Consider the following 23,948-nt stretch of genomic DNA (forward strand, 5'->3'; position numbering starts at 1 on the left):
TCTCGACCAACTGGATGCGCTTAACACTCGGTTGGGGCAGGGGGCGCCACCGAGCAGCGAGCAGATGGTGTTGCTCGAACAGACGGTCGCGTTGCGGGACAAGCTCGCCAAGCTGCGTGACAGCGAGCTGTACTACTCGCTCGATGGCGAGGAGCGTTACCGCAGCGACTGGGAAATGAGCATGAGTGACCTGCTCGCCGCCATGCAGGCGCTGGATCTTGGCGAGCAGCAAAGTGAGTCGCTGCAGGAGGCGAGCAGGGCCTTGGGCGACTATCGCAAGGCCTTCGTCGAGTTCGTCGACAGCCGCAAGCAAAGCGCGCAAAGCAGCGCGGCGATGAACGCACAGACCGACCAGGTGAGCAGGTTGCTGGCCGAGGCCGATGAACAGCAAAGGCAGGCGGTGCTGGACGATAACCGCGATGCCGATCGCCACTTGGGGTTGATCACTGTTTTGGCACTGGCCTTGGGCATGGGTGCCAGTCTGCTGATTCGCCAGTTGATTGTGCAGCCACTGCGCCAGGCCGTGCAGTTGGTCCAACGCGTGGCTGCGGGGGACTTGAGTGATCCGCCGTCAGACAGTGGTCGTCGAGATGAGCTGGGCCAACTGTTGGGCACCGTGGGCAGCATGCTGGGCAGCCTGCGTGGATTGGTCGGGCGCATCGACCTTGGTGTCGGCTCGCTCAACGGCATGGCCGGCAGCCTGGCTGAAGTGACCCTGAGCAACAGTCGCGGTGTCGAACACCAACGCCAGGAAACCGAGTTGGCCGCCACCGCGATGCAACAGATGGCCGCCACGGCGCAGGAGGTCGCCCGCAACGCGGGTGAGGCCAGCGAAGCGGTGGCGCATGCCGATCAACAAGCACGCGAGGGCGATGAGTTGGTGCGCCAGGCGGGTGGCAAGATCGACCATCTGGCCAGGGAAATGAGTGGCTGCGCGCAAGCCATGCGCAACCTGCTGGTGGAGAGCGCGGCGATTGGCGGCGTGCTCGATGTCATCAAGGCGGTGGCCGAGCAGACCAACCTGCTGGCGCTGAATGCCGCCATCGAGGCCGCGCGGGCGGGCGAGCAGGGGCGTGGCTTCGCGGTGGTTGCCGATGAGGTGCGTGGCCTGGCACGGCGCACTCAGCGTTCGACCACGGAAATCGAAGGGTTGATCGTTCGTTTGAGCGGTGTGGCCCAACAGGCCGCCGAGCGCTTGCAAGGCAGTCATGCGCTAAGCGATGAAACGGTAGTGCTTGCCGCGCAAGCTTCCCAGGCGCTGGCGCGGATCACCCGGGCGGTGTCCCGCATCGAGCAGATGAACCAGCAGATCGCCGCGGCCGCCGAGCAGCAGAGCGTGGTGGCCGAGCAAGTCAGCCAGAGCATGACGCGGGTGCGCGAAGTGGCGGAGGGTAGCGCCAGGGAAAGCCTGCAACTGCAAGTCTCAACGAACGACTTGCAACGGGTTGGCGGCGAGCTCAAGACGGCCGTCGGGCACTTCCGTACCTGACTCGTCTCCAGGCTACGGCAGCAACTACTGCTCCAGCTCGTTGATGATCTGACTGATTTTCGCCCGCAGCCAACGGTGCATCGGATCCCCCTCCATGGTCCGGTGCCAGAGCATGAACTCACGCATCACCGGGATTTTCACCGGTGGTTGCAGGATGCGCAGCGGCAGGTAGTTGGCGTAGAGCCTGGCCATGCGCTGGAGCATGGTGGCGACGCGTTGAGTGCCGACGATCAACTGCGGGAGGGTGTTGAAGTCGTGGGTCACCACTTCCATGCGACGGGTGAAACCGTACTGGCTCATCAGCCATTCTTCGACGCTCAACTGCCGGTTGCGGCCAAAAATCACGGAGACATGGCCCATCTCGATGTATTGATCGAGGGTGATGCTGTCGCCCACTTGGGTGTTGCCGTCCCACACCACGCAAACGTGCTCTTCTTCGAATAGCAGCTGCGATGGATGGCCTTCGATGAGATAGCGCTCAGGCACGATCATCATGTCGGCCTCGCCGCGCATCAGCATTTCGGTGGACGTGTCGCCGGGGCCGAGCAGTTCGAAGGTGATGTGCGGGGCTTCCAGGGAGATCTTCTGGATCACCCGGGCAAACAGGACGCTGATCAGATAGTCCGAAGTGATCAGGCGAAAATGACGCTTGCTGGTGGCGGGGTCGAACACCGGTTTGGCGGTGATCGAGGACTGGATCGTCAGCAGCACCTGGCGCACGGGTGCCGCCAGTTCGCGGGCGTAGGGCGTGGGCTGCATCTTGCGCCCGACCTGTGCCAGCAGTTCGTCTTCGAAGTAGAGGCGCAGCCTGCCCAGCACGCCGCTGGTGGCGGATTGGGTCATGTGCAGGCGTTCGGCGGCGCGGGTGATGTTCTGCTCTTCCAGTAGCACATCCAGCGCCACCAGGAGATTGAGATCCAGGTGGTTAAAGCGCATGGCGGTCTCGATTCTTGTATTTATTTTGTAAATACCTTCCGGCCTTCCTATCGCGGCGTCAAGTCCCGAGCGTGGGTGAATCGAACGATGCCTGTTCGATTTTCCAGACCCTTTGCGCTGTGCAGCCAGGTATCGCATTTGCCGATAGGTCGCATCCTGACAAGCGATTAGTCAGTGGGTTTGTACCCCTTCAGTATCGGCCCACAGTCGGTTGGCGTGACGCTTGATCGACTCCAAGACCAGCCTCGGCAGCGCTGCGCCTGGCACGGCTCCCGTAAGCGGGGTGCCGGCCTGCGCTGAATAATTACAATGGAGTGGTAACTCAATGAACATCATTGGCCTTGATGCCTTGATTTTTGGCGTCGACGACATTCAAGCCTGTACCCATTGCCTGCGCGACTATGGCCTGCATCCTGTCGATGTCGACAGCGAGGGCGGACGTTTTGAAGCGCTCGACGGTACGGCGGTGATCATCCGTCGTGCTGACGACGCCCGTCTGCCGGCAGCCATCGGGCCTGCCCCCTCGATTCGTGAAACCGTTTATGGCGTGGCAAGCGTGGCTGATCTCGAGGCCATCGCCGATGAATTGGGGCACGACCGCCTGGTGACCCGCGGTGCCGATGGCTCCGTGCACAGCGTGGACGATATGGGGTTTGCCATTGGGTTCCAGATCAGTGTGCGGCGTCCCTACAGCGCACCAGCCGACCTGACCAATGCACCCGGCCATGCCCCCCAGCGACCGGTCAACCAGCCGGGTATCAACCCTGATATGCAGGCCTTGCCGCGGACGCTGTCCCACGTGGTGTACTTCGTGCCGGATGCGGCCAAGGCCGAAGCTTTTTACAAGCGCCTGGGCTTCGTGACCACCGACACCTTTGTCGGTGCCGGTCCGTTCATGCGCCCGGCCGGCTCCGATGATCATCACTGCCTGTTCATGATCCAGACGCCACCGCACATGAAGGGTTGCGAGCACTTCACCTTTCACATGGGCAGCGGCACGGAGGTGCTGTTGGCCGGGCGTCGCTTCGAGCAACAAGGCTGGACCAGCTTCTGGGGGCCGGGGCGGCACCTCTTTGGCTCCAACTGGTTCTGGTACTTCAACAGTCCGTTGGGCTGCCACATCGAATACGACGCAGACATGGACAAGCACGATGACGCCTGGCAAGCGCGCCAGGCGCCGTTGTCGGCGGATAACTCGCAGCTGTTCCTGTTCACCTCCCGGGAAAAATGGTTCCCGAGCGGTCCGCCGCCCAAGCAGGCCTGAGTGCGGATGTCGTCCATGAGTCACGACGCTCATGTTCTCTGTCGCCTGGAAGAGTTGGTCGAAGGGCACGCACGCGGGTTCGATCCCCTGGGCACGGGGAAGGACAGTGTGTTCGCCCTGCGCCATGGCGGCGAGGTGCGGGTTTATCGCAACAGCTGCCCGCACCTGGAGGTGCGGCTGGAGTATCGCAAGGATCGTTTTCTCAGCGTCGATGGCCGCCAGATCGTCTGTTACGCCCATGGTGCCCGCTTCCTTCCGGACAGTGGCCTGTGTGTCTACGGGCCGTGCCTGGGGGAAAGCCTGAGTGCGCTGCAATGGCATGCAGAGGCCGATTGGCTGGTGCTCGAAGCCGGTCAATTGGAGGCGTGAGCACCTTAGCTAACGTATCGCGGTAGCTGATACATCGTATCCCTACATGCGATTAGTCAAACGCCTGCTTTGCCGAGAAAGTGAACACAACGCGGTAGCGAATGCGTGCAGAAACAGCCGGCAGTGCAGCCTGGGATCGCTCCGGCGGAGCGCTTGCGTGAATAACAAGAATAAGAGTGAGACGAGCATGAACGCAGTGAAAAAGGTGCTTATCGTCGGTGGTGGTATCGGTGGTCTATGCGCCGCAATCGCTCTGCGTCGCCAGGGCATCGAAGTCGATCTTGTCGAGCTCAAGACGCAGTGGACAGTCTACGGCGTTGGCATCATCCAGCAGAGTAATGTCGTCCGTGAGATGGCCAAGTTGGGTGTGCTGGACGGCTACCTGGATGCCGCCTACGCGTTCGAGGATGTGACCATCAATACCACCGCCGGTGAACAGCTGGCGCGAATCCCCGGCCAGCGCCTGGCGGGCCCCGAGTATCCAGCCAACGTCGGCATCTCGCGCCTGGCCCTGCATCAAGTCCTCAGCGAAACCGTGGCTGCCCTTGGCGTCTCGGTTCGTCTGGGCCTGAGCGTCGAATCGCTGGAGCAGGTGGGCGAGGGCGTTGATGTGCTATTCACCGATACCCGTCGTGGTCGCTACGACCTGGTCGTAGGCGCCGATGGGCTGTACTCCCAGATGCGCGGCTTGCTGTTCGGCGAGCAGTATTCGCCGCGTTTCACCGGCCAGGCGGTGTGGCGCTACAACTTTCCACGCGCCGCCGGAATCGATCATCTGGCCACCTTCCAGGGAGCCGCCGGCAATGCCGGGCTGGTACCGCTGGGCCGCGACCAGATGTACCTGTTCGTGACCTCCCATGAGCCTGCCAACCCCAGGATGGAGGCCGCCACGCTGGCGACCCAGATGCGCCAGCGCCTGAGTGGTTTCACCGGGCTGATCGGCGAACTGCGCGAGCAAATAATCGACAGCGACCGAGTCGTCTACAAGCCGCTGGAGGTGGTGTTCGTCAGCGAGCCCTGGTTCCGCGGCCGTGTCGTGTTGATTGGCGATGCGGTGCACGCCACGACGCCGCACTTGGGCCAGGGCGCCGGCATGGCCATTGAGGATGCCGTCGTGCTTGGCGAAGAGTTGGTCGCCGGCGGCAGCGTCGCACAGCAGCTCGAACGCTTTATGGCGCGCCGTTATGAGCGCTGCAAATTCATCAGCGACAGCTCGGTGCTGGCCGGTGACAAGGAAATGGCCCACGACAGCAGCTTCGACCGGATCGGCCTGGTCAGGCGGATGCTCGACGTCACGGCGGCGCCCATCTGAGGCACCGGCAAAAACTGAATTCGCTCTCCCATGGATGCTTCATGCCTGTACAGGCTTGGCCCGGTTGGACTGCGGGCGCTGTTTCACCAGAAGAGCTGACATACAACAACAATAAAGAGGGTTACTTCGATGGCTACTCGCAAGATCGCTGCGTCACGGCGCGTCCCCTTCACCCTGACCCTTGCGGCCAGCCTGGGGCTTGGCGCCTCGGCTGCCCAGGCTTTTCAGATCGATACCGGCAATCCCGATCTCAGCTTGCGCTGGGACAACACGCTGAAGTACAGCGCCGCCTGGCGCCTGAAGGACCCCAGCAGCAAACTCAGCGAGGGCCAGACGGCGCTGAACCAGAATGACGGCGATCACAACTTCGGCAAGGGGCTGATCTCCAATCGCCTGGATATTCTTTCCGAACTGGATATCGGTTTTCACAACTTCGGGGCCCGTCTCAGCGGTGCGGCCTGGTACGACACCGTCTACCAGGACCGTAACGACAACAACGATGCGGCCAGTGCCAACCAGCGCTCGGTGGGCTTCGACGAATTCACCAGCGACACCCGCCAGTTGCACGGCGGTGACGGTGAACTGCTGGATGCCTTTGTCTACTGGAACGGTGAGCTGGCCGACCGTACCTTGTCGGTTCGCGCGGGGCGCCATGGCCTGATCTGGGGCGAGAGCCTGTTCTTCGGCGGCAACGGCATTGCCGGGGCCATGGCGCCGGTGGACGTGGTCAAGGCGCAATCGGTGCCCAACACCCAATTCAAGGAAATCACCCGGCCGGTCAACCAGCTCTCGACCGCCTACCAACTGACCGATGACGTGTCATTGGGGGCCTTCTACCAGTTGGAGTGGGAAGCCACTCGCTTGCCGGGCGCCGGCAGCTACTTCTCCACCAGCGATACCATCGGCGACGGCAATGAACGGCTGATCACTGGCGGGCCGTTTCCGGATTTTCTTGACGGTAATGCCAACAGCCCGGCCGCGTTTTTCCATGGCAAGGACAAGAAAGCCAGGAGTTCCGGCCAGGGCGGCCTGCAGCTCAAGTACAACACCGGGACGATGGATTACGGCCTCTACGCGCTGCAATATCACGAGAAAACGCCGACGTTGTATTTGAAACCGAATGCCACCGGGCCGAACTTCAGTACCGGGCAAGTCGGCGAATATTCCTGGGTCTACCCGGAAGATATCCGTGTCCTGGGCGCCAGTTTCGCGACCTCCGTGGACGAGTACAGCTTTGCCGGCGAGGCATCGATGCGCTGGAACATGCCGCTGGTGTCCAACGCCCAGACCGTCCTGCCGGGCGTCGAGGCGGACAACAACGATGACGCCCTCTATGCCGTCGGCCGTACGGCCCACGTCAACCTCAACGTCCTGGCATCGCTGGGCCCTTCCTTCGTCGCCAATGAAGCCAGCCTGTTAGGGGAAATCGCCTGGAACCGCCTGCTCGCCGTGACCAGGAACCGCGCCGCCCTGGACCCTAACGCCACCGATGACGGCCTGGGCTTGAAGTTGGTGTACACGCCCACCTATCGCCAGTTCTTCCCGGGCGTGGATATCAGCGTGCCGCTGGGCATCAGCTATTTCCCCATGGGCAAGTCGGCTGTGATCAGCGGGTTCGGCCCCGACAGAGGAGGGGACATGAACATCGGCGTCTCCGCCACCTACCTGGACCAAGTGACCGTGGGGCTGACCTACACCCACTTCTACGGTCCCGAGGACACCAGCCTCAACGCCGCCAACCAGTTCAATTACAAGCAGTCGCTGAAGGACCGGGATTACCTGGCTTTCTCCGTCAAGACCACGTTCTAAGAGGATTTGCGCATGACCATTCAGTTCACTCTAAAGGCCTTGTGCTTAACCCTGCTGGCCGCCGCCGCGCCGATGACCTTGGCCGCCAGCGCTGAACAAGCGGCCGCGCTGGGCAAGACCCTGACACCCTTCGGTGCCGAGAAAGCCGGCAATGCCGATGGCAGCATCCCGGCCTGGGACGGTGGCTACACCAAGGTCGATCCGAGCTACGTCCCGGGTGGTAAGCGGGGTGATCCGTTTGCCGCGGACAAACCCTTGTACAGCATCACCAGCCAGAACCTGGCCAAGTACGCCGACAAGCTCAGTGACGGCACCAAGGAGTTGTTCAAGCGCTTCCCGGAGACCTATCGCATCGACGTCTATCCGACCCGGCGCACGGCGGCCGCGCCGCAGTGGGTCTATGACAACACGCTCAAGAATGCGACCCGCGCCAAACTGGTCAACAGCAGCGCCGGCCTGATCCCCGACGGTGCCTATGGCGGGATCCCGTTTCCGATTCCCCAGAACGGTACCGAAGCCATCTGGAACCACCTGCTGAACTGGCGCGGTACCTCGGTCGCGGCGCATTTTCGCCACTATCTGATGACGGCCGACGGCAACCAGGTGATGACGAGCGACGGCCTGTTGACTCAGGAAATGCCCTACTACTTCGAGGAGGGCGGTCCTGAAAACTACTCGGGTGACTACTGGCTGGTGCACTTTGTCAATCTTGGCCCGGCGATTCGTGCTGGCGAGCAGATCCTGGGGCGCGAGAACATCAATGGCGACAAATCCCAGGCCCATGTCTATCTGAGCGGCCAGCGTCGGGTGCGCACGCTGCCCAACGCCTGCTGCGATACACCGACGCCGTCCACCGCCGGGGTCATGTCCTTCGACGAGCTGAGCGTATGGGGCGGTCGCACGGATCGGTTCGACTGGAAACTGGTGGGCAAGCAGGAGATGTACGTCCCCTACAACACCAACAAGGCGCAGAACGCTGCACAGCCGCAGGACCTGCTAGGCAAGCATCATCTGAACCCGGATTACGTGCGCTGGGAGCTACACCGCGTCTGGGTGGTCGAGTCGACGCTGGCCGCCGGCAAGCGCCACCAGTTGCCCAAGGGCCGTTACTACCTCGACGAGGACACTTGGCAGGCCCTGCTCGGTGACCGTTGGGATGCCAGCGGTCAACTGGCCAAGACCCTCTGGTCGCTGCCTTCCGTATTGCCCGACCTGCCAGGCCTGGTGCAACTGTCTGCCGGTTTTTATGACCTGACCTCCGGCGCGTGGTTTATCCAGAACCTCTACGCCGGCTTGCCGGAACAGTATCACGCGGTTGATCGCTACAAGGCCTCGGAGTTCTCGCCGGCGGCGATGGCGGGGCGCGGCGTGCGTTAACTGAGCTGAGAGTCAAGGGCATGCCTGTCGGCGTGTCCTTGGGGTACGAGTGTTTGTCCGAGGTAGGTTATGAACAGAATCAGTCAGGCGGCCGCTTTGCTCTTGGCCCTGTATTTGCCCTTCGCCGCGAGCGTGTGCCTGGCCGGGCCGGTTGCGGTGGGCGTGCCGCTCAATACCCCGGCCATGCGGGTACCGGCTGCGCAGAATGGCGTATTGATCGACCTGGCGCGTGCCGGCACGCGTCTGGTGGCCGTGGGCGAGCGCGGCCTGGTGCTGTTCTCCGACGACAATGGGCAAAGCTGGCATCAGGCTTCGGTACCGGTTTCGGTCAGCCTGACGGCGGTGCGCTTCGTGGATGCGCAAAGGGGGTGGGCTGTCGGCCACGCGGGTGTGGTGCTGGCGACGCTGGATGGTGGTGAACACTGGACGCTGCAGCTCGACGGTGCGCGCGTGGCACAGCTGGAGCTGGACGCCGCCAGGGCGGACCAGGCCACGGCTGCCGACCTGGATGCCGCCCAGGTACGGGTACAAAATGCCGAGCGTCTTGTCGCCGATGGTCCAGACAAACCGTTCCTGGCGCTGGAATTCGTCGATGCGCGCCGCGGGTTGATCGTCGGTGCCTACGGTTTGGCGCTGCTGACCACCGATGGTGGCGCCACCTGGCAGTCGCTGATGGGGCATGTCGCCAACCCGAACGGCTTGCACTTATACGCCATCAGTCGCCAGGGCACACGTTGGTTCCTGGCTGGCGAACAGGGTTACCTGGCGCGCTCGGACGACGACGCGGCGTCGTTCAGCCAGTTGGACAGCCCCTACGAAGGCAGTTTCTTCACCTTGCAGAATCGCGCGGATGGCGCGCTGGTGGTCGCAGGTCTCAAGGGCAATGCCTTTATCTCCCACGACGCTGGTGCCAGTTTCCAGCGTCTGTCGGTACCCGTACCCATCTCTTTCAACGACGCCACCCGCCTGGCCGACGGCCAGCTGCTGCTGGTCAATCAGGGCGGCACGTTGTTTCGCAACAGCGAGCAGACCGGGGCGGCGCTTCTGCCACTGCGCAACCCCTTGGGCAAGCCTGTTTCAAGTGTGATCGAGGCCGCCGATGGCAGCCTGATCGTTGCCGGTTTCACCGGGCTGCAGCGTCTTGCGCAGCCAGCCACTGCCGCTTCGGAGTGAGGTTATGACGTCCCCTGGTAATTTTTCCCAGTCCCCTGCGAATGCGTTCGAAGACTTCGATCCGCGTTCCGGTTCGGTGCTCGAGCGAGCCCTGTTCAACCATCGCTTGTGGGTGTTGCTGCTGTGCCTGGCGACCACGCTGGTGCTGGGTTGGCAATCCAGTCGTGTCGAGCTCAATGCCAGTTTCGAAAAAATGATCCCCACCCATCAGCCCTATATCGCCAACTACCTTGAGCACCAAAAGGAACTGAGCGGGCTGGGTAATGCAGTGCGCATAGCGGTGGTCAACAAGCGGGGCGATATCTACGACAGCACCTACCTCAAGACCCTGCAGGCGTTGAGCGACAAGATCTACCTGCTGCCCGGTGTCGACCGTGCATACATGAAATCGCTCTGGACACCGGCCACGCGCTGGGTGGCGGTGACCGAGGCGGGCCTGGAGGGTGGGCCGGTCATTCCGGATAACTACGATGGCGGCGCCGCGAGCCTTGCAGCATTGCGGCGCAATGTGCAGCTGTCCAACGAAATCGGCCAATTGGTGGCGCTCGACCAGACCTCGAGCATCATCCAGGTACCGCTGTTGCAGCGGACCCCCGATGGCCGGCCATTGGACTACACCCAGCTGTCGCAACAACTGGAGTCGTTGCGCAGCCAATACCAGAGCGACGGCATCGACATTCGCATCACCGGTTTCGCCAAGAAAGTCGGTGACCTGATCGCCGGCCTGCAGCAGATCCTGATCTTCTTCGCCGTGGCGATCCTGATCACCACGGTTGTGCTGTATTGGTACACCCGCTGCATACGCAGCACCTTGCTGGTGGTGTTCTGCTCATTGGTGGCGGTGGTCTGGCAGCTCGGCCTGCTGCCGCTCCTGAATTATCAACTGGACCCCTATTCGGTGTTGGTGCCGTTCCTGGTGTTTGCCATTGGCATGAGCCATGGCGCACAGAAGATGAACGGCATCATGCAGGACATCGGGCGCGGCATGCACCGGGTGGTCGCCGCGCGCTTCACTTTCCGTCGCCTGTTCCTTGCCGGTCTCACCGCGCTGCTGTGCGATGCGGTCGGCTTCGCGGTGCTGATGATCATCAAGATCCAGGTGATCCAGGACCTGGCGATGATCGCCAGTATCGGCGTGGCCGTGCTGATCTTCACCAACTTGATCTTGCTACCCATATTGCTTTCATACGTTGGGGTCAGCGGCCGCGCGGCGCGACTGAGCCTGAAAAGCGAGCATGCCGAACAAGCGGGCCAGCATCGCCATGGGTTCTGGCGTTTCCTGGATCTGTTCACTCAGCGCCGCTGGGCGGCGTTGTGCATCGCCCTGAGCCTGGCGCTGGCGACGCTCGGCTTCGTGGTCAGCCTGCAATTGAAAGTCGGGGATCTGGATGCGGGTGCGCCCGAGCTGCGGGCCGACTCGCGCTACAACCAGGATGATGCATTCCTCACCCGGCATTACGGCGCCAGCAGCGATCTGTTCGCGGTGATGATCAAGACCCCCGCCAGCGCCTGTTCGCGCTATGACATCCTGAACAAGGTCGATGCCCTCGACTGGCAGTTGCGCACCTTGCCGGGTGTCGATTCGACCAACTCCCTGGCGTTGCTCAACCGCCGCATGCTGGTGGGCCTCAGCGAAGGCAGCCCGAAGTGGTATGAGCTGCAGAACAACCAGGCGATGCTCAACATGGTCACCGCCGGCGCGCCGCGCGGCCTGTACAACGAAGACTGCAGCCTGCTGACGCTGTACGTCTACCTCTCCGACCACAAGGCGCAAACCCTGAGCCGCCTGGTCGATCACGTCGAGCAATTCGCCGCGGCGAACAATACCGACGATGTCCAGTTCCTCCTGGCCGCTGGCAATGCCGGGATCGAGGCAGCGACCAACATTGTCGTCAAGCAGGCCAACCGCGAAATGCTGTTCTGGATCTACGGCGCGGTGATCCTGCTGTGCCTGATCACCTTCCGCTCCTGGCGCGCCACGATTTGCGCGGTGATCCCGCTGATGCTCACGTCGATCCTCTGTGAGGCGCTGATGGTCTGGCTGAACATCGGCGTCAAGGTCGCGACCCTGCCGGTGATCGCCCTCGGCGTGGGCATCGGCGTCGACTACGCGTTGTACGTGATGAGCATCCTGCTCGGTCATATGCGCCAGGGCACAAGCCTGTCGCAGGCGTATTACCGGGCACTGCTGTCCACCGGCAAGGTGGTGATGCTGACCGGTGTGACCCTGGCGATCGGCGTGGCCACCTGGATGTTTTCGCCGATCAAGTTCCAGGCCGATATGGGCGTGCTGCTGGCTTTCATGTTCGTCTGGAACATGGTCGGCGCGCTGGTTCTGTTGCCGGCCCTGGCTCACTTCCTGTTGCCGAGCAAACGGGTGAGCACGGGGCAAGCCGAGGCTAAGCCCAACCATTCGACGAGCCTGCCGCTGATGCCTGCCGCAGCCGAGGAGGGGGCCTGCGCGAAGCACTCACTGCGCCTGCCGTCGGGACACGATCAAACGACCACGGCGGCTGCTAATTCCGTCGCGTCATAACAACAAGAAAGGACTTTCCCATGCCTCGTGTGTATCTGTTCCAGCAGTCTCTATGGCTTGACCTTATCGCCGGCCTGAGCGCCTTCGGCATGGCGTTCTGCGCGACCCAACCAGCGGAGGTGCGTGATGAGCGTTGAACGTCAGGCGCGGCTGCCGCAATCCTTGTTGCTCTTGCTCGGCAGTTGTCTGCCGGTACTTGGCGCGGTGCTGCTTGCGCCCATCCTGCCGCGTATGCAGGAGCACTTCGCCGACACGCCGGGTGTGGCGGTGCTGGTGCCCATTGCCCTGACGCTACCGGCGTTGATGATTGCGTTGTTGGCCCCCGTGGCCGGGATCATCGCCGACCGACTGGGGCGCAAACCGTTGCTGATCGGTGCGATGGTGCTCTACACCGTCTGTGGCGTGCTGCCGCTCTGGCTGGAGTCGCTGCAGGTCATCGTGATCAGCCGCGCCGGCATCGGTGTGGCCGAGGCGGCGATCATGACCTGCTGCACCACGATGATGGGTGACTACTACAGCGGTGCGCGGCGTGAACGCATGTTCGCCCTGCAGATGGTTGCGACCTCGTTGTCGGCGGCGATTTTCATTGCCGTCGGTGGCGTGCTCGGCGAGCACGGCTGGCGCACCCCGTTTGCCCTGTATGGGTTGGGGCTGCTGTTCCTGCCGCTGATGGCTTGGTTGCTGTGGGAGCCGCGTGGGCAGGTCGTCACTGCGACGACGATGAGCCGGGCATTCCCCTGGCGTCCCCTGGCACCGTTGTATGCCCTGGCATTCCTGGCTGGCTTGAGCTTGTTCATCGTGCCGGTACAAGTGGGCTATCTGCTCAACCTGCTGCATGTCGAAGGGTCGCAGCAGATCGGCATGACCATGGGCGCCAGTCAGTTCGGCGTACTGGTCGGCGCTCTGGGTTTCCGGTTGTTCCGTGGTGTCCCGGCGCACCGGCAGATGCTCCTGGCCTTTGTCGCGGCCGGTATCGGTGGCGGGCTGCTGGCGGTGGCCGGCAGTCATGGGCTGGTGGTGATCGCCGTCCTGATCAACGGCCTGGGCATCGGCCTGATGATGCCGACCCTGCTCACCTGGATCATGGCCCAGGTCGACTTCCAGCAGCGTGGCCGCGCCGCCGGCGGCTTCACGGCGATGTTCTTCGCCGGTGAGTTCGCCAGCCCGCTGGTGGTGCTGGCGATCACGGGTGGGGTGATCAGCGCTTTGCCGGCCGCCCTGGGAATCGTCGCGGGCGTTCAACTGTTAGTGGCCTTGGCCTGCATTCGTTTGCGGGGCAGCGGGTCTGCTTTTCCCACAGCGGTTGCCGCAGACCCTGAGCGCTGACCTGCCCATTCGCCGTTTCATCAAAATAAGAACAATGAGGAGAACATCATGAGTTATTTGCTCGACACCTGGTACATCGCTGGATGGGCAGACGAGCTGGCGCAAGGTGGGATGCTTGGCAGAACCATCGTCGAGCAACCCATCGTGTTCTTTCGCGATAGCCAGGGTGTGATCCAGGCACTCGCCGATCGTTGTCCGCACCGTTTTGCCCCGCTGCACATGGGCAAGATTGTCGGCGACAGCGTGCAGTGCCCGTACCACGGCTTGCGTTTCGATGGCAGTGGCCAATGTACGCACAACCCCCATGGCGATGGCACCGTCCCCAAGGCTGCCTGTGTTCGCGCGTTCGCGGTCGTCGAGCGCCATGGGGCGATCTGGGTCTGGCCAGGCGATTCGAGCCAGGCCAACGATGGGCTGATCCCTGATTTTTCCTTCCTCGAACAGGCTCCAACCCACGCCAAGGGGCATGGGTATTTACCAACCCGTGCGCACTACGAGTTGCTGTCCGACAACATCATGGACCTGAGCCACGTTGATTTCCTGCACCCCGATACGCTTGGTGGCGGGGCGTTGTCACGCACGCGCGCCACCATCGAGGAGTTGCCCAACGATCGCGTGCGCATCAGTTGGTGGGCGCCCGATGACGTTCCCCCGCCGGCTTTCGGCGCTCACCTTGAAGACCCGACCCGGGCAGACGTCTGGGCCGAAGTCATCTGGCACGCACCCGGCCTGATGCTGCTGGGCAGTGGCGCCACGCCTCCAGGATGCCCCAGGGAAGAGGGTCCCGTGACATGGAACCTGCACCTGATGACACCGCAGGACGCGACGAACACCCATTACTTCTTTGCCAATACACGCAGTTTCGAGCAGGACAATGCTCAGTTGAATGCCTTCGTCCAGGACATGTTGATCGGTATTTTCGCCGGTGAAGACAAACCCATGGTCGAGGCTCAACAGCGCCAGATTGGCGAAGTTGATCTGCTCGGCCTTAACCCAGTGTTGCTGCCAGTCGATGCCGGCGCCGTACGTTGCCGACGTGTTCTGCGTCGGTTGATTGAAGCCGAGCGGGCAAGGACACAAGCCAGCCTGTGACCCACCTGTCGTTTTGAAAAGAGGAATTGCGATGAGTTTTCTACGCAACGTCTGGTATGCGGCCGCCTGGGGCGTCGAGGTCAAGGCCGGGGCGCTGTTCCAACGAACCCTGCTCAATGAGCCCGTGGTGTTTTTCCGTGATACCCAAGGCACCGCTCAAGCCATTGCCGATCGGTGCCCACACCGTTTTGCGCCCTTGGGCATGGGCGTGCTCAAGGGCGATGCGGTGCAGTGTCCGTACCACGGCCTGACGTTTGATGGCCATGGCACCTGCGTGCACAACCCTCACGGCGATGGTGCTATTCCCCGGGCCGCCAAGGTCAAGGCCTATCCCCTGGTTGAACGGCATAGCTTGTTGTGGATCTGGATGGGCGATACGCCCCAGGCCGATGCGGCGCTGATCCCGGATTTCAGTTGCATGGACGATGACAATTGGTATGTCGGCAAACGCTACCTGCACGCCAAGGCCAACTACGTGCTGGAAGCCGACAACATCATGGACCTGAGTCATATCGAGTTTCTGCACCCGGCTACGTTGGGTGGCGAAGGTGTCAAGAGCGCGCTGACGAGCGTCCGGGAGGACGGCGACACCGTCTGGTCCAATCGCCAAACTGTTGCGGAAATCATGCCTGAGTTTCTCTACAAGGCCTGGAACATCCCCCAAGGCACTCCGGTGGATCGTTGGATCGACGTGCGTTGGGATGCCCCTGCGAATATGTTGCTGTTCTCCGGTGCAGTGGCGACAGGGCGCCCCAGGGAGCAGGGCGTTTCCACGCCGATCCCCCATCTGTTCACCCCAGAGACCGAAACCACGACGCACTACTGGTTCTCAGTCTGTTTTCCCAAGGCGATGGGCGAGTTCGCCGAGAGACTCGCTGATGAGCAGGTGGCCGCGATCAGCCAGCCTTTTGCCGATGAAGATTTGCCAATGCTGGAGGCTCAGCAGCGGATGATGGGAGATGCGGGCTTCTGGGACCTTAAACCGGTCTTGCTGATCGGAGATGCCGGAGCCATTCGCGCGCGGCGCGTGCTCGATCGGCTGATTGCCGCTGAACATTCAGTGGGTGCCCAGTGATGATCGATGTCGTTGTGACCCGCAAGCATCGCGAAGCCGAAGGCATCTACAGCTTCGAACTGGTCCCGGCCGACGATTCCACGCTGCCTGCTTTCAGTGCCGGCTCGCATATCGACGTGCATCTGCCCAATGGCCTGGTGCGCCAGTACTCACTGTGCAATCACCCGCAAGAGCACCACCGCTACCTGCTGGGCGTGTTGCTCGACCCGGCGTCTCGCGGCGGCTCGCAGGCCATGCACGAGCAAGTGCACGAAGGCACCCGGCTGCGGATCAGCGAGCCACGCAACCTGTTCCCGTTGGAGCATGGGGCGGAGTACAGCGTGCTGTTCGCGGGCGGTATCGGCATCACGCCGATCCTCTGCATGGCCGAGCGCCTGGCGCGGATCGGCGCGCCTTTCGAGTTGCACTACTGCGGTCGCTCGGCCCAGCGCATGGCCTTTATCGAGCACATCCGCCATTCGGCGTTTGCCGATTGCGTGCACGTTCATGTGGACGATGGTGAGGATGCTCAGCGTCTGGACAGTGCTCGGGTCTTGTCCGCGCCGGCGAGTGACCACCACCTGTACGTCTGTGGCCCTACTGGCTTCATGGAGCACGTGCTCGGCACGGCGCGCGAGCAGGGCTGGGCCGAGGCGCAATTGCACCGTGAGTACTTTAGCGCCGCCGCTGTCCCGACGGGTGAGGCGGGCAGCTTCGAGGTGCAACTGGCTAGCACGGGACAGTGTTTCCACGTGCCGGCCGCGCTCAGCGTTGCCCAGGTGCTGCTGGAGGCGGGTATCGATATTCCCTTGTCCTGCGAGCAGGGCATCTGTGGCACCTGCATCACGCGCGTGCTGGAAGGTGAGCCGGAGCATCGCGACATGTTCTTGACCGATGCCGAACGGGCCCGCAACGACCAGTTCACGCCGTGTTGCTCGCGTGCCAGGAGCGCCCGGCTGGTGCTCGATCTTTAAGGTTTTTTCATGCATCCATCTTTACCCGCTGCCGTGTTTCGCCAATTGATTGAGGAGTCGAACATGCAACAACTTCCTGGTTTCAAACGCGTGGTCACCGGGCACGACGCCCAGGGCCAGGCGGTGGTCGCGCTCAGCGGACCGACGCCCAATAGCTTCCCGCTCAAGTCCGTACCCGGCACGGTCTTCCATGAGATCTGGAACAGTGGCGCCAGCCCGGCCGTGCTGGATAACGGCGACGACCCCACTCGTAAGCCGCTCCAGTTGAGTCCGGCACCGCTGGGCAGTGTGATCCGGGTGGTGGATATTCCGCCCGACAGCATGCAGAACCAAATCAGCGCCGAGGACGCCTTGGCCGCCTTCGCCGAAATTGGCCAGGTCCATGCCGGCACGGGACAGGCGGATTCGAGACACAAGCTGATGCACCGCACCGAAACGCTCGATTACGGCGTGGTCACGGAGGGTGAGGTGTGGTTGGTGCTCGATGGCGAGGAAGTGCATCTCAAGCGCGGTGACATCGTCGTGCAGCGAGGCACCAACCACGCCTGGAGCAATCGCACCGAGCAGATGGCCCGCATGCTCTTCGTCCTGCTCGATGGCCGCTTCGCCCCCGAGCTGCAAGGAGAACCGTCATGAAGCTCAGTACCCTCAAGCATCCCAGCCGCGACGGTCGCCTGCTGGTGGTGTCGCGCGACCTGGCCTGGGCGGTGGAGGCCAGCGATATTGCCGCGACGCTGCAGGATGCCATCGAGCGTTGGCCGAGCGTCGAAGCGGCCTTGCGCTTGCGGTATGACGCCTTGAACGAAGGCATGCTGACCGGTGCCTTCCCCTTTGATCCGCAGCAAGCCGCCGCACCCTTGCCACGTGCCTGGCAGTGGCTGGACGCCTCGTCTTTCCTCAGTCATGGCGAGCGCATGCAGAAAGCGTTCGCACTGGACCCGATCGAAGGTGTTGAACACACGCCGCTGATGTATCAAGGCTGTGGCGATGATTTTCTGGGAGCCCACGACGACATCGTGCTACCCAGTGAAAGCCACGGTATCGATTTCGAAGGTGAATTCGCGGTGTTGGTCGATGAAGTCCCCATGGGCTGCTCGGCGCAAGATGCTGTCGACCATATTCGGCTCATCGTGCAAGTCAACGATGTCAGCTTGCGTGCGCTCGCCCCCCGTGAAATGAAGACCGGCTTCGGTTTTATCCAGGCCAAATCCTCGTCGAGTTTTGCTCCAGTGGCGATCACCCCCGACGAGTTGGGCGAGGCCTGGCGCGACGGGCGCGTGCACCTGCCGCTGAGGGTCGAATGGAATGGCCAGTGGTTTGGTCATGCCCATGGCGGTGCCATGCATTTCGGCTTTCATCAGTTGATCGCTCATGCGGCCATGACCCGGCGACTCCGGGCCGGCTGCGTGATCGGTTCTGGCACGGTTTCCAATGCCGACCCCACGGTTGGTGCGGCCTGCATCGCCGAACGTCGTGCCGTTGAGATGATCGAGCAAGGGGCGCCACAGACACCCTTCATGCGCTTCGGTGACCGCGTGCGCATGGAAGTCTTCGACCTGCAAGGGCAGTCGGTTTTCGGGGCGATAGACCAGTGTGTCGTGCGCGGAGGCCTCCCATGCGCGTGATGATTACCGGGGCCAATGGTTTTGTCGGCCGGGCGCTGGTGAACCGATTGCTCCAAACCAATGAACTGCAAGGCCGGTCGATCAGCGCGTTGATACTGCTGGATAAAGAGTTGGCAGGGTTTGCCGACGATAAGCGCCTGCGTCGGCATTGCGGCAGTGTGACCGATGCCGCGTTACTGCGCCGCGCGCTGGCCGATGGCATCGATGTGGTTTTTCACTTGGTCAGCATCCCCGGTGGAGCGGCCGAGCAGCACTATTCACTGGGCTATCAGGTCAACCTGCTGGCAAGCCTGGAGCTGCTTGACCAGTTGCGCCAGCAGCCTGGTGCGCCGGTGCTGGTGTATGCCAGCAGCGTGGCGGTGTACGGCGGAGAACTGCCGGCGCGCATCGATGAGCGTGCCGTGCCACGCCCGCAGTTGAGCTACGGTGCGCACAAGGCGATGGTGGAAATGGCCCTCAACGACCTTGCCCGACGAGGCGAGGTGGACGGTCGTGCCGTGCGCCTGCCCGGCATTGTCGCCCGTCCACGTGAACCCAATGGACTGCGTTCGGCGTTCATGAGCGATCTGCTGCACGCCTTCGCCGAAGGCCAGCCGTATTGCTGCCCGGTTTCGCCGCAGGCGCAGGCCTGGTGGATGTCCGTACGGTGTTGCGTGGATAACCTGTTACGGGCCGCCGAACTGCCCGCCGCCGAACTTGGCGAGTCACGTGCCTGGCAATTGCCGTTGTTGCACCTGTCCATTGCCCAGGTCATCGATGCCCTGGCCGCTGCCTACGGCCAGGAACGCCGCGCGCTGATCAGCTTCGCACCGGATGCCGGGCTGCAAGCGTTGTTCGGCAACTTTCCTGCAATGAAAACCCCTCTGGCCCGTGCCCTTGGCTTTCGCCATGACGGCTCGGCTGCCGCCTTGATACGAAACAGTTTGAACGCTGCTGCCCCGGCGCGTCGTGTGCGTGGACGGGTGGCGCTTGGAGTGACTGATCATGCAATCAACTAAACGCCGCCTGGTGGACCTGTCCGTTACCCTGGACAACAACCCCTACACCGACCCACCGCCGTTGCTGCCGAAAATCGACTACATGGACCATCAGCAAGGCTGGCCGGAGATGGCCGCGATGTTCCCCGGCCTGTCCAAGGCGCAACTGCCCGGCGACGAATCCTGGGCGGCTGAGCGCCTGCAGATCACGACACACAGCGGTACGCATATGGACGCCCCTTGGCACTACGCCTCGACCACGGACGGTGGCAAGCCGGCGTTTGGCATCGACGAGTTGCCGTTGGAATGGTGCCTGCAACCCGGCGTGAAGCTGGACTTTCGTTATTTGCCGGATGGCCATGTGGTCAGCGCCGCCGAAGTGCAAGCCGAGCTGGCGCGCATCGACCACGTGCTGCAGCCGTTGGACATTGTCCTGGTCAACACTCGCGCCGGTGCGCTGTTCGGTCAGCCAGGGTATCTGGATGCCGGGGTCGGCATCGGCCGCGAGGCTACGTTGTACATGCTCGAGCGCGGCGTGCGCGTGGTCGGCACCGATGCCTGGAGCTGGGACGCGCCGTTCAAGTACACACGCGAACGCTTCGCCGCCACGGGCGACGCCTCGATCATCTGGGAAGGGCACAAGGCCGGACGCGACATCGGCTACGGTCAGATGGAGAAACTGGCCAACCTGGAATGCCTGCCGGCCCATGGTTTCCAGGTGTCCTGCTTCCCCTACAAAATCAGGCACGCTTCGGCCGGCTTTGTCCGCGCCGTCGCGATTTTCGAGGTGTGAACGTGCCGGCGGCCGGTGGAAAAAAACGCGGCAGCCTGTCCCAGGGGCTCGAGGCGCTGCTGTCAGGGCTCATTCTTGAGGGACGACTGCGTGGTGGTGAACAGTTGCCCACCGAATCGGTCCTCATGCTTGAGCATGGGGTCAGCAGAACCGTGGTGCGCGAGGCCATGTCGCGTCTGCAGGCTGCTGGAATGGTCGAGACACGCCACGGTATCGGGACGTTTGTGCGCGGTAGCACCCTGTCGCTGGGGGCCTTCATCGACCCGGCGACCCTCGGCATCATCACAGATTCGCTGGCGATCATGGAGTTTCGGATCGGTCTTGAGGTAGAAGCCGCCGGGCTCGCCGCCTTGCGACGCAGCCCGGATCAGTTGGCGGGGTTGCGGGCGCTCCTCGATCAGCTCGGGCAGCCTGCGGTCAGCGTCAATGATCGGGCCGCGTTGGATTTTCAGTTCCATTTGAGCATTGCCCAGGCGACAGGCAACCACTACATCGCGAGTACACTGCTCAACCTGGGCGTGGTCATCATCCCGCGCAGCCGACTGGATTGCGCGCGTCTGTTTCACGATGAGCCTTCGCACTACGAACAGCGCATGCAAAGCGAGCACGAACAGATTTACCAGGCGATCTTCAATCAGGACGCTGAATGTGCGCGCGCTGCCATGCGCCTGCACCTTCACGACAGTCGCGAGTATCTGCATCAGGCCCGCCAAGAGCTGCTGATATGACGAATAACCAGAACTCCCAAGTGCCAGCCACGGCCACGCAGCATCCTGCCACGGCGCTCACCATCATCGATCCTCGCTGGACCTTGTTCGTACGTGTCGTGGCGGCTGGCAGCCTCAGCAAAGCGGCCGTACTGCTGGATATGCCGCAGTCCATGGTGAGTCGCAATATTGCCGTGCTCGAGTCGCAATGTGGCGAGCGCCTGTTTCATCGTACGGGGCGCGGGGTGGTCCTGACCGAATTTGGCGAGCAGTTGTTGCCGTGTATATCGGGCCTTCTCGCGGACGCTGAAGGGCTTGCCGATGACATTCGCAACCTGCGTGGCAAACCGGTGGGCGAGGTGGTCGTAGGCATGTTGCCCTCCGCGGTGCGTCGGTTTGCGGGAACGCTTTTTTCTGCGGTGCGCGCCCAGATGCCGGGGGTGAGGTTGCACCTGATCGAGGGCGCGAGCGCTCAACTCGAAGAGCAACTGCACGATGGTCGCCTGGATATGGCACTGGTGCTGCGCGAGAGCGAGGCCAGCATCGGGCAAGCCCACTTGCTGGCCAGGCTACCGCTGCATCTGGTGGGGCCCGCCGTCGATCCTCTGTTCGGCAATCGAGATATTGCGCTGAAAAATCTATCGGGGTTGCCATTGGTCGTGCCCGGGCGACCGCATTTGCTGAGGGCCAGGCTCGATCATCTGGCCGCCGAGCATGGCGTGGCGTTGTGCGTAGCCGTCGAAGCCGACTCCGTCCAACTTCAGTACGAAGTCGTGGCGGCCGGTGGCGGTTATGCGATTGCTTCTGTACTACCGGGCTCGCTGGATCAACGGCTGATGTCATCGCGTATCGTCGAGCCACTTCTCGAGCGCTTTGTCGTGCTGGTCGAGTCGCCCCGTCGTCCCTTGACCCGTGCCTCCCGTGAAGTGCGCCGGCTGATCTGCAGTCTGGCCATGCCATCGATTTGAGCGATAGCTGCTTTCGATCCCCAGCAGTATTCGGTGGGGTGTGGGCCTCGTAGGGTGTCAGTCAATCACCGATTGATACCCGATTGCGAGGTTAGCGCTATGCATCACCCCCAAGAGTCCCAAGCCATTGCCCCGACGCTTTTTCTCAGCGACGCCGATGTTGCCTCGCTCGCCGACTGGAGCACCGCCGTTGCCGCGCTCGCCGAGGCGTACGCACACCCTGCATCGGATGCCATGGTACCGCCTCGTTCCATGGCCCGGGGCGATGGCATCTGGCTGCGCAGTTTGACCGCTGTACCCCCGGCTGGCGGCCATATGGGCTGCAAGTTGATCGCGGCCTCGATGCGGGCGCGTTGCGCAAGCTACCTGATCGCATTGTTCAACCAGCAAACCATGGCACTCAGCGCCTTGATCGATGGCAATCGGGTGACGGGGTTGCGCACCGCGGCAACCGCTGCGTTGGCGGTCGATTTGCTGGCGCCCAAGCGCGCGCTGCGGGTGGGTGTGATTGGCTCGGGATTTGAGGCCCGTGGCGCGTTGGACTGCCTTAAGTCCGTGCGCGATGTGGCCCATGTCCGGGTCTTCAGTCCGACGCCCGCGAGCCGCGAGCGGTTTGCCGAAAGTTTCAGGCCCGGGCTGGATATCCAAGCGGTGAGCAGCGCGCAAGAGGCCGTACGGGATTGTGACGTGGTGATTTGTGCCGCACGCAGCCGTGACGAGTCTCCGGTACTGCAAGGCGCCTGGCTTTGCCCGGGCGCTACGGTCGTGTCGCTGGGGTCCACCTTGCCTGAGCAACGGGAGGTTGACCCGGTCACGATGGAGCGAGCCGTCTGCATCGTCGCGGATATGCCGCAAGAGGTGCTTCACGATACGGGTGACGCCATTGCTGCGATCAGTGCCGGCGTTTATGTCGCCGACAAGTTGGTCGCGCTGTCGGACCTGGTGGCGGGTCGTGTCAACCCTCGCCAGAACGCCAACGACATCGTCCTCTACAAATCGGTGGGCTCGGCGCTGCAGGATGTCGTCATCGCACAAGCGCTGTACGAGCGCGCCAGGCAACAAGGCCTCGGCATCGAGCTGCCTGCCAGCATTATCCCTGTCTCGAAATAACCCCTCACTGTTCAAAGGAAATCACCATGGCCACTTACAAGAAAGCGGATGCCCGTGCCTGGGCGCGGGAATACCTGGTGGGCTGCTCGGCGGTCACCATCCCGAGTTTTAGCGCCGACCTGAAGCGTCTCAATGAACGGGGCATACGCCACGACATCGAACAGGCGGCAGGACTGGGTTACAGCAGCACGTTGCTGTGCAGCGAACTGGCGATCTCTGCCCAGGAAAACGCTCAGTTCACGGCCTGGGCCCGTGAGTCGGGGAAAAACCTGATCCTGTTCTTCCATGCGGCTTTTGGCACGCTGGCGGAGAACATCGAGGCGGTGAAGCTCGCCGAGAATGCCGGTGCAGACATCGTCCTGCTCTCCTATCCGCCGCAGTTCTGGCCGACCAGCGAGCAGGAAATCTACGACTACACCAAGTCGTTCTGCGACGCGACGGACCTCGCCGTCATGCTGTTCCCGATTCCGCTCTGGGGCTTTGAGCGCGTGCATCCGGCAGGGATGTCGTTGGAGTTGGTTCGTCGGCTGTTGGCCGATTGCCCGAACATCGCGGCCATCAAGTCGGAGCAAGGGTTCCCGCTGCCGGCGGGTATTTGCGAAATGTACTACCACTTTCGTGATCAGGTGGTGATCAGTTGCCCGATCGAAGCTGACGCGATCCCCCTGATGAGCCTGATGAAACTGCAGTTTTCCGGCACCAGCAACACGGCCTGGATGAGCGACTACTACCCGAAAGCTTTCGAACTGGCCCGCACGGGCCGCTTCGAGGAGGCGATGGAGCTGTATTGGAAGGTCAATCCGGCCCGCAGCGCCAACGGCGCCGCCGCGCAAAGCTATGCCGGCGGCACCGGGGTACTCAACCGCACGATGTGGAAATACCAGGATTGGCTCGCCGGCTTCAACGGTGGCCCACTGCGTGCCCCGGCGATGCGCGTGCCGGATCGCCTCATGAAGTCCCTGCGTCAAGGGTTGGTTGCGGCGGGGCTGCCGGTGACTGCGGACCCTGACAGCGCCTTCATGATCGGACGTCACCCGTGCTGATTGAGAGGATTGAA

21 protein-coding genes and 1 pseudogene are annotated in these 23,948 nt (G+C 62.5%); 21 read left to right on the forward strand and 1 reads right to left on the reverse strand.

The features are described 5' to 3' along the window. Positions 1 to 469 precede the first annotated feature (469 nt). Positions 470 to 631: pseudogene (locus ACZ5M5_RS12780) on the forward strand (HAMP domain-containing protein); the annotation flags it as partial. A 57-nt stretch (positions 632 to 688) separates the two neighbouring features. Then, positions 689 to 1,489, forward strand: coding sequence for a methyl-accepting chemotaxis protein (locus ACZ5M5_RS12785; protein ID WP_371919206.1), 801 nt, complete (start codon positions 689 to 691; stop codon positions 1,487 to 1,489). A gap of 24 nt (positions 1,490 to 1,513) precedes the next feature. On the opposite strand, the gene ACZ5M5_RS12790 is transcribed toward ACZ5M5_RS12785, so the two are convergent. Then, positions 1,514 to 2,425 (reverse strand): LysR family transcriptional regulator, encoded by a 912-nt coding sequence (locus ACZ5M5_RS12790; protein WP_053178948.1) that lies wholly within the window; start codon positions 2,423 to 2,425, stop codon positions 1,514 to 1,516. Between the two features lie 325 nt (positions 2,426 to 2,750). Here ACZ5M5_RS12790 and ACZ5M5_RS12795 point away from each other — a divergent pair, with 325 nt between their 5' ends. The 19 genes from ACZ5M5_RS12795 to ACZ5M5_RS12885 all read left to right on the forward strand — a co-directional run bounded on the left by ACZ5M5_RS12795 (position 2,751) and on the right by ACZ5M5_RS12885 (position 23,934). Continuing rightward, positions 2,751 to 3,689 (forward strand): VOC family protein, encoded by a 939-nt coding sequence (locus tag ACZ5M5_RS12795; RefSeq protein ID WP_060742808.1) that lies wholly within the window; start codon positions 2,751 to 2,753, stop codon positions 3,687 to 3,689. 15 nt (positions 3,690 to 3,704) lie between these two features. Continuing rightward, complete coding sequence (locus tag ACZ5M5_RS12800) at positions 3,705 to 4,058, forward strand: Rieske (2Fe-2S) protein (RefSeq protein WP_464739140.1); 354 nt, start codon at positions 3,705 to 3,707, stop codon at positions 4,056 to 4,058. A gap of 187 nt (positions 4,059 to 4,245) precedes the next feature. Next, on the forward strand, positions 4,246 to 5,370 hold the full coding sequence (locus ACZ5M5_RS12805; protein WP_464739141.1) for an FAD-dependent oxidoreductase: 1,125 nt from the start codon (positions 4,246 to 4,248) through the stop codon (positions 5,368 to 5,370). A 129-nt stretch (positions 5,371 to 5,499) separates the two neighbouring features. Continuing rightward, positions 5,500 to 7,179: a DUF1302 domain-containing protein gene (locus ACZ5M5_RS12810; RefSeq protein WP_464739142.1), complete on the forward strand. Its 1,680-nt coding sequence runs from the start codon at positions 5,500 to 5,502 to the stop codon at positions 7,177 to 7,179. A gap of 12 nt (positions 7,180 to 7,191) precedes the next feature. Beyond that, a complete protein-coding gene (locus tag ACZ5M5_RS12815) occupies positions 7,192 to 8,556 on the forward strand; it encodes a DUF1329 domain-containing protein (protein WP_060742805.1) in 1,365 nt (454 codons plus the stop codon). A 69-nt stretch (positions 8,557 to 8,625) separates the two neighbouring features. After that, positions 8,626 to 9,729: a YCF48-related protein gene (locus ACZ5M5_RS12820; RefSeq protein WP_464739143.1), complete on the forward strand. Its 1,104-nt coding sequence runs from the start codon at positions 8,626 to 8,628 to the stop codon at positions 9,727 to 9,729. Positions 9,730 to 9,733: 4 nt separating this feature from the next. After that, complete coding sequence (locus tag ACZ5M5_RS12825) at positions 9,734 to 12,265, forward strand: efflux RND transporter permease subunit (protein WP_464739144.1); 2,532 nt, start codon at positions 9,734 to 9,736, stop codon at positions 12,263 to 12,265. Positions 12,266 to 12,391: 126 nt separating this feature from the next. Continuing rightward, on the forward strand, positions 12,392 to 13,591 hold the full coding sequence (locus ACZ5M5_RS12830) for an MFS transporter (protein ID WP_103308136.1): 1,200 nt from the start codon (positions 12,392 to 12,394) through the stop codon (positions 13,589 to 13,591). Positions 13,592 to 13,639: 48 nt separating this feature from the next. Beyond that, entirely contained in the window at positions 13,640 to 14,683 is a 1,044-nt protein-coding gene (locus ACZ5M5_RS12835) for an aromatic ring-hydroxylating dioxygenase subunit alpha (protein WP_060742801.1), read from the forward strand. 31 nt (positions 14,684 to 14,714) lie between these two features. Then, on the forward strand, positions 14,715 to 15,758 hold the full coding sequence (locus ACZ5M5_RS12840; RefSeq protein WP_103308138.1) for an aromatic ring-hydroxylating dioxygenase subunit alpha: 1,044 nt from the start codon (positions 14,715 to 14,717) through the stop codon (positions 15,756 to 15,758). Continuing rightward, positions 15,758 to 16,711, forward strand: a complete 954-nt coding sequence (locus ACZ5M5_RS12845) for a PDR/VanB family oxidoreductase (RefSeq protein ID WP_464739145.1) — start codon at positions 15,758 to 15,760, stop codon at positions 16,709 to 16,711. Before ACZ5M5_RS12840 ends, ACZ5M5_RS12845 begins: the two co-directional genes overlap by 1 nt. Positions 16,712 to 16,774: 63 nt before the next feature. Then, the gene (locus ACZ5M5_RS12850) at positions 16,775 to 17,347 is read left to right on the forward strand and encodes a cupin domain-containing protein (RefSeq protein WP_464739146.1); all 573 of its coding nucleotides are present in this window, start codon (positions 16,775 to 16,777) and stop codon (positions 17,345 to 17,347) included. After that, the gene (locus ACZ5M5_RS12855; protein ID WP_464739147.1) at positions 17,344 to 18,336 is read left to right on the forward strand and encodes a fumarylacetoacetate hydrolase family protein; all 993 of its coding nucleotides are present in this window, start codon (positions 17,344 to 17,346) and stop codon (positions 18,334 to 18,336) included. The genes ACZ5M5_RS12850 and ACZ5M5_RS12855 overlap by 4 nt, the downstream gene beginning before the upstream one ends. Beyond that, positions 18,327 to 19,334, forward strand: coding sequence for an NAD-dependent epimerase/dehydratase family protein (locus ACZ5M5_RS12860; protein WP_464739148.1), 1,008 nt, complete (start codon positions 18,327 to 18,329; stop codon positions 19,332 to 19,334). Before ACZ5M5_RS12855 ends, ACZ5M5_RS12860 begins: the two co-directional genes overlap by 10 nt. Then, the gene (locus ACZ5M5_RS12865; protein WP_464739149.1) at positions 19,321 to 20,106 is read left to right on the forward strand and encodes a cyclase family protein; all 786 of its coding nucleotides are present in this window, start codon (positions 19,321 to 19,323) and stop codon (positions 20,104 to 20,106) included. The genes ACZ5M5_RS12860 and ACZ5M5_RS12865 overlap by 14 nt, the downstream gene beginning before the upstream one ends. Then, positions 20,103 to 20,834 carry a FadR/GntR family transcriptional regulator gene (locus ACZ5M5_RS12870; protein WP_464739359.1) on the forward strand — a complete coding sequence of 244 codons (732 nt, stop codon included), beginning with the start codon at positions 20,103 to 20,105 and terminating at the stop codon, positions 20,832 to 20,834. The genes ACZ5M5_RS12865 and ACZ5M5_RS12870 overlap by 4 nt, the downstream gene beginning before the upstream one ends. Continuing rightward, positions 20,831 to 21,781: a LysR family transcriptional regulator gene (locus ACZ5M5_RS12875; protein ID WP_103308143.1), complete on the forward strand. Its 951-nt coding sequence runs from the start codon at positions 20,831 to 20,833 to the stop codon at positions 21,779 to 21,781. Before ACZ5M5_RS12870 ends, ACZ5M5_RS12875 begins: the two co-directional genes overlap by 4 nt. A gap of 99 nt (positions 21,782 to 21,880) precedes the next feature. Next, the gene (locus ACZ5M5_RS12880) at positions 21,881 to 22,891 is read left to right on the forward strand and encodes an ornithine cyclodeaminase family protein (RefSeq protein ID WP_464739150.1); all 1,011 of its coding nucleotides are present in this window, start codon (positions 21,881 to 21,883) and stop codon (positions 22,889 to 22,891) included. 26 nt (positions 22,892 to 22,917) lie between these two features. Continuing rightward, on the forward strand, positions 22,918 to 23,934 hold the full coding sequence (locus tag ACZ5M5_RS12885) for a dihydrodipicolinate synthase family protein (protein ID WP_192260682.1): 1,017 nt from the start codon (positions 22,918 to 22,920) through the stop codon (positions 23,932 to 23,934). Positions 23,935 to 23,948 lie beyond the last annotated feature (14 nt).

The sequence above is a fragment of the Pseudomonas sp. Van50 genome (assembly GCF_055390755.1).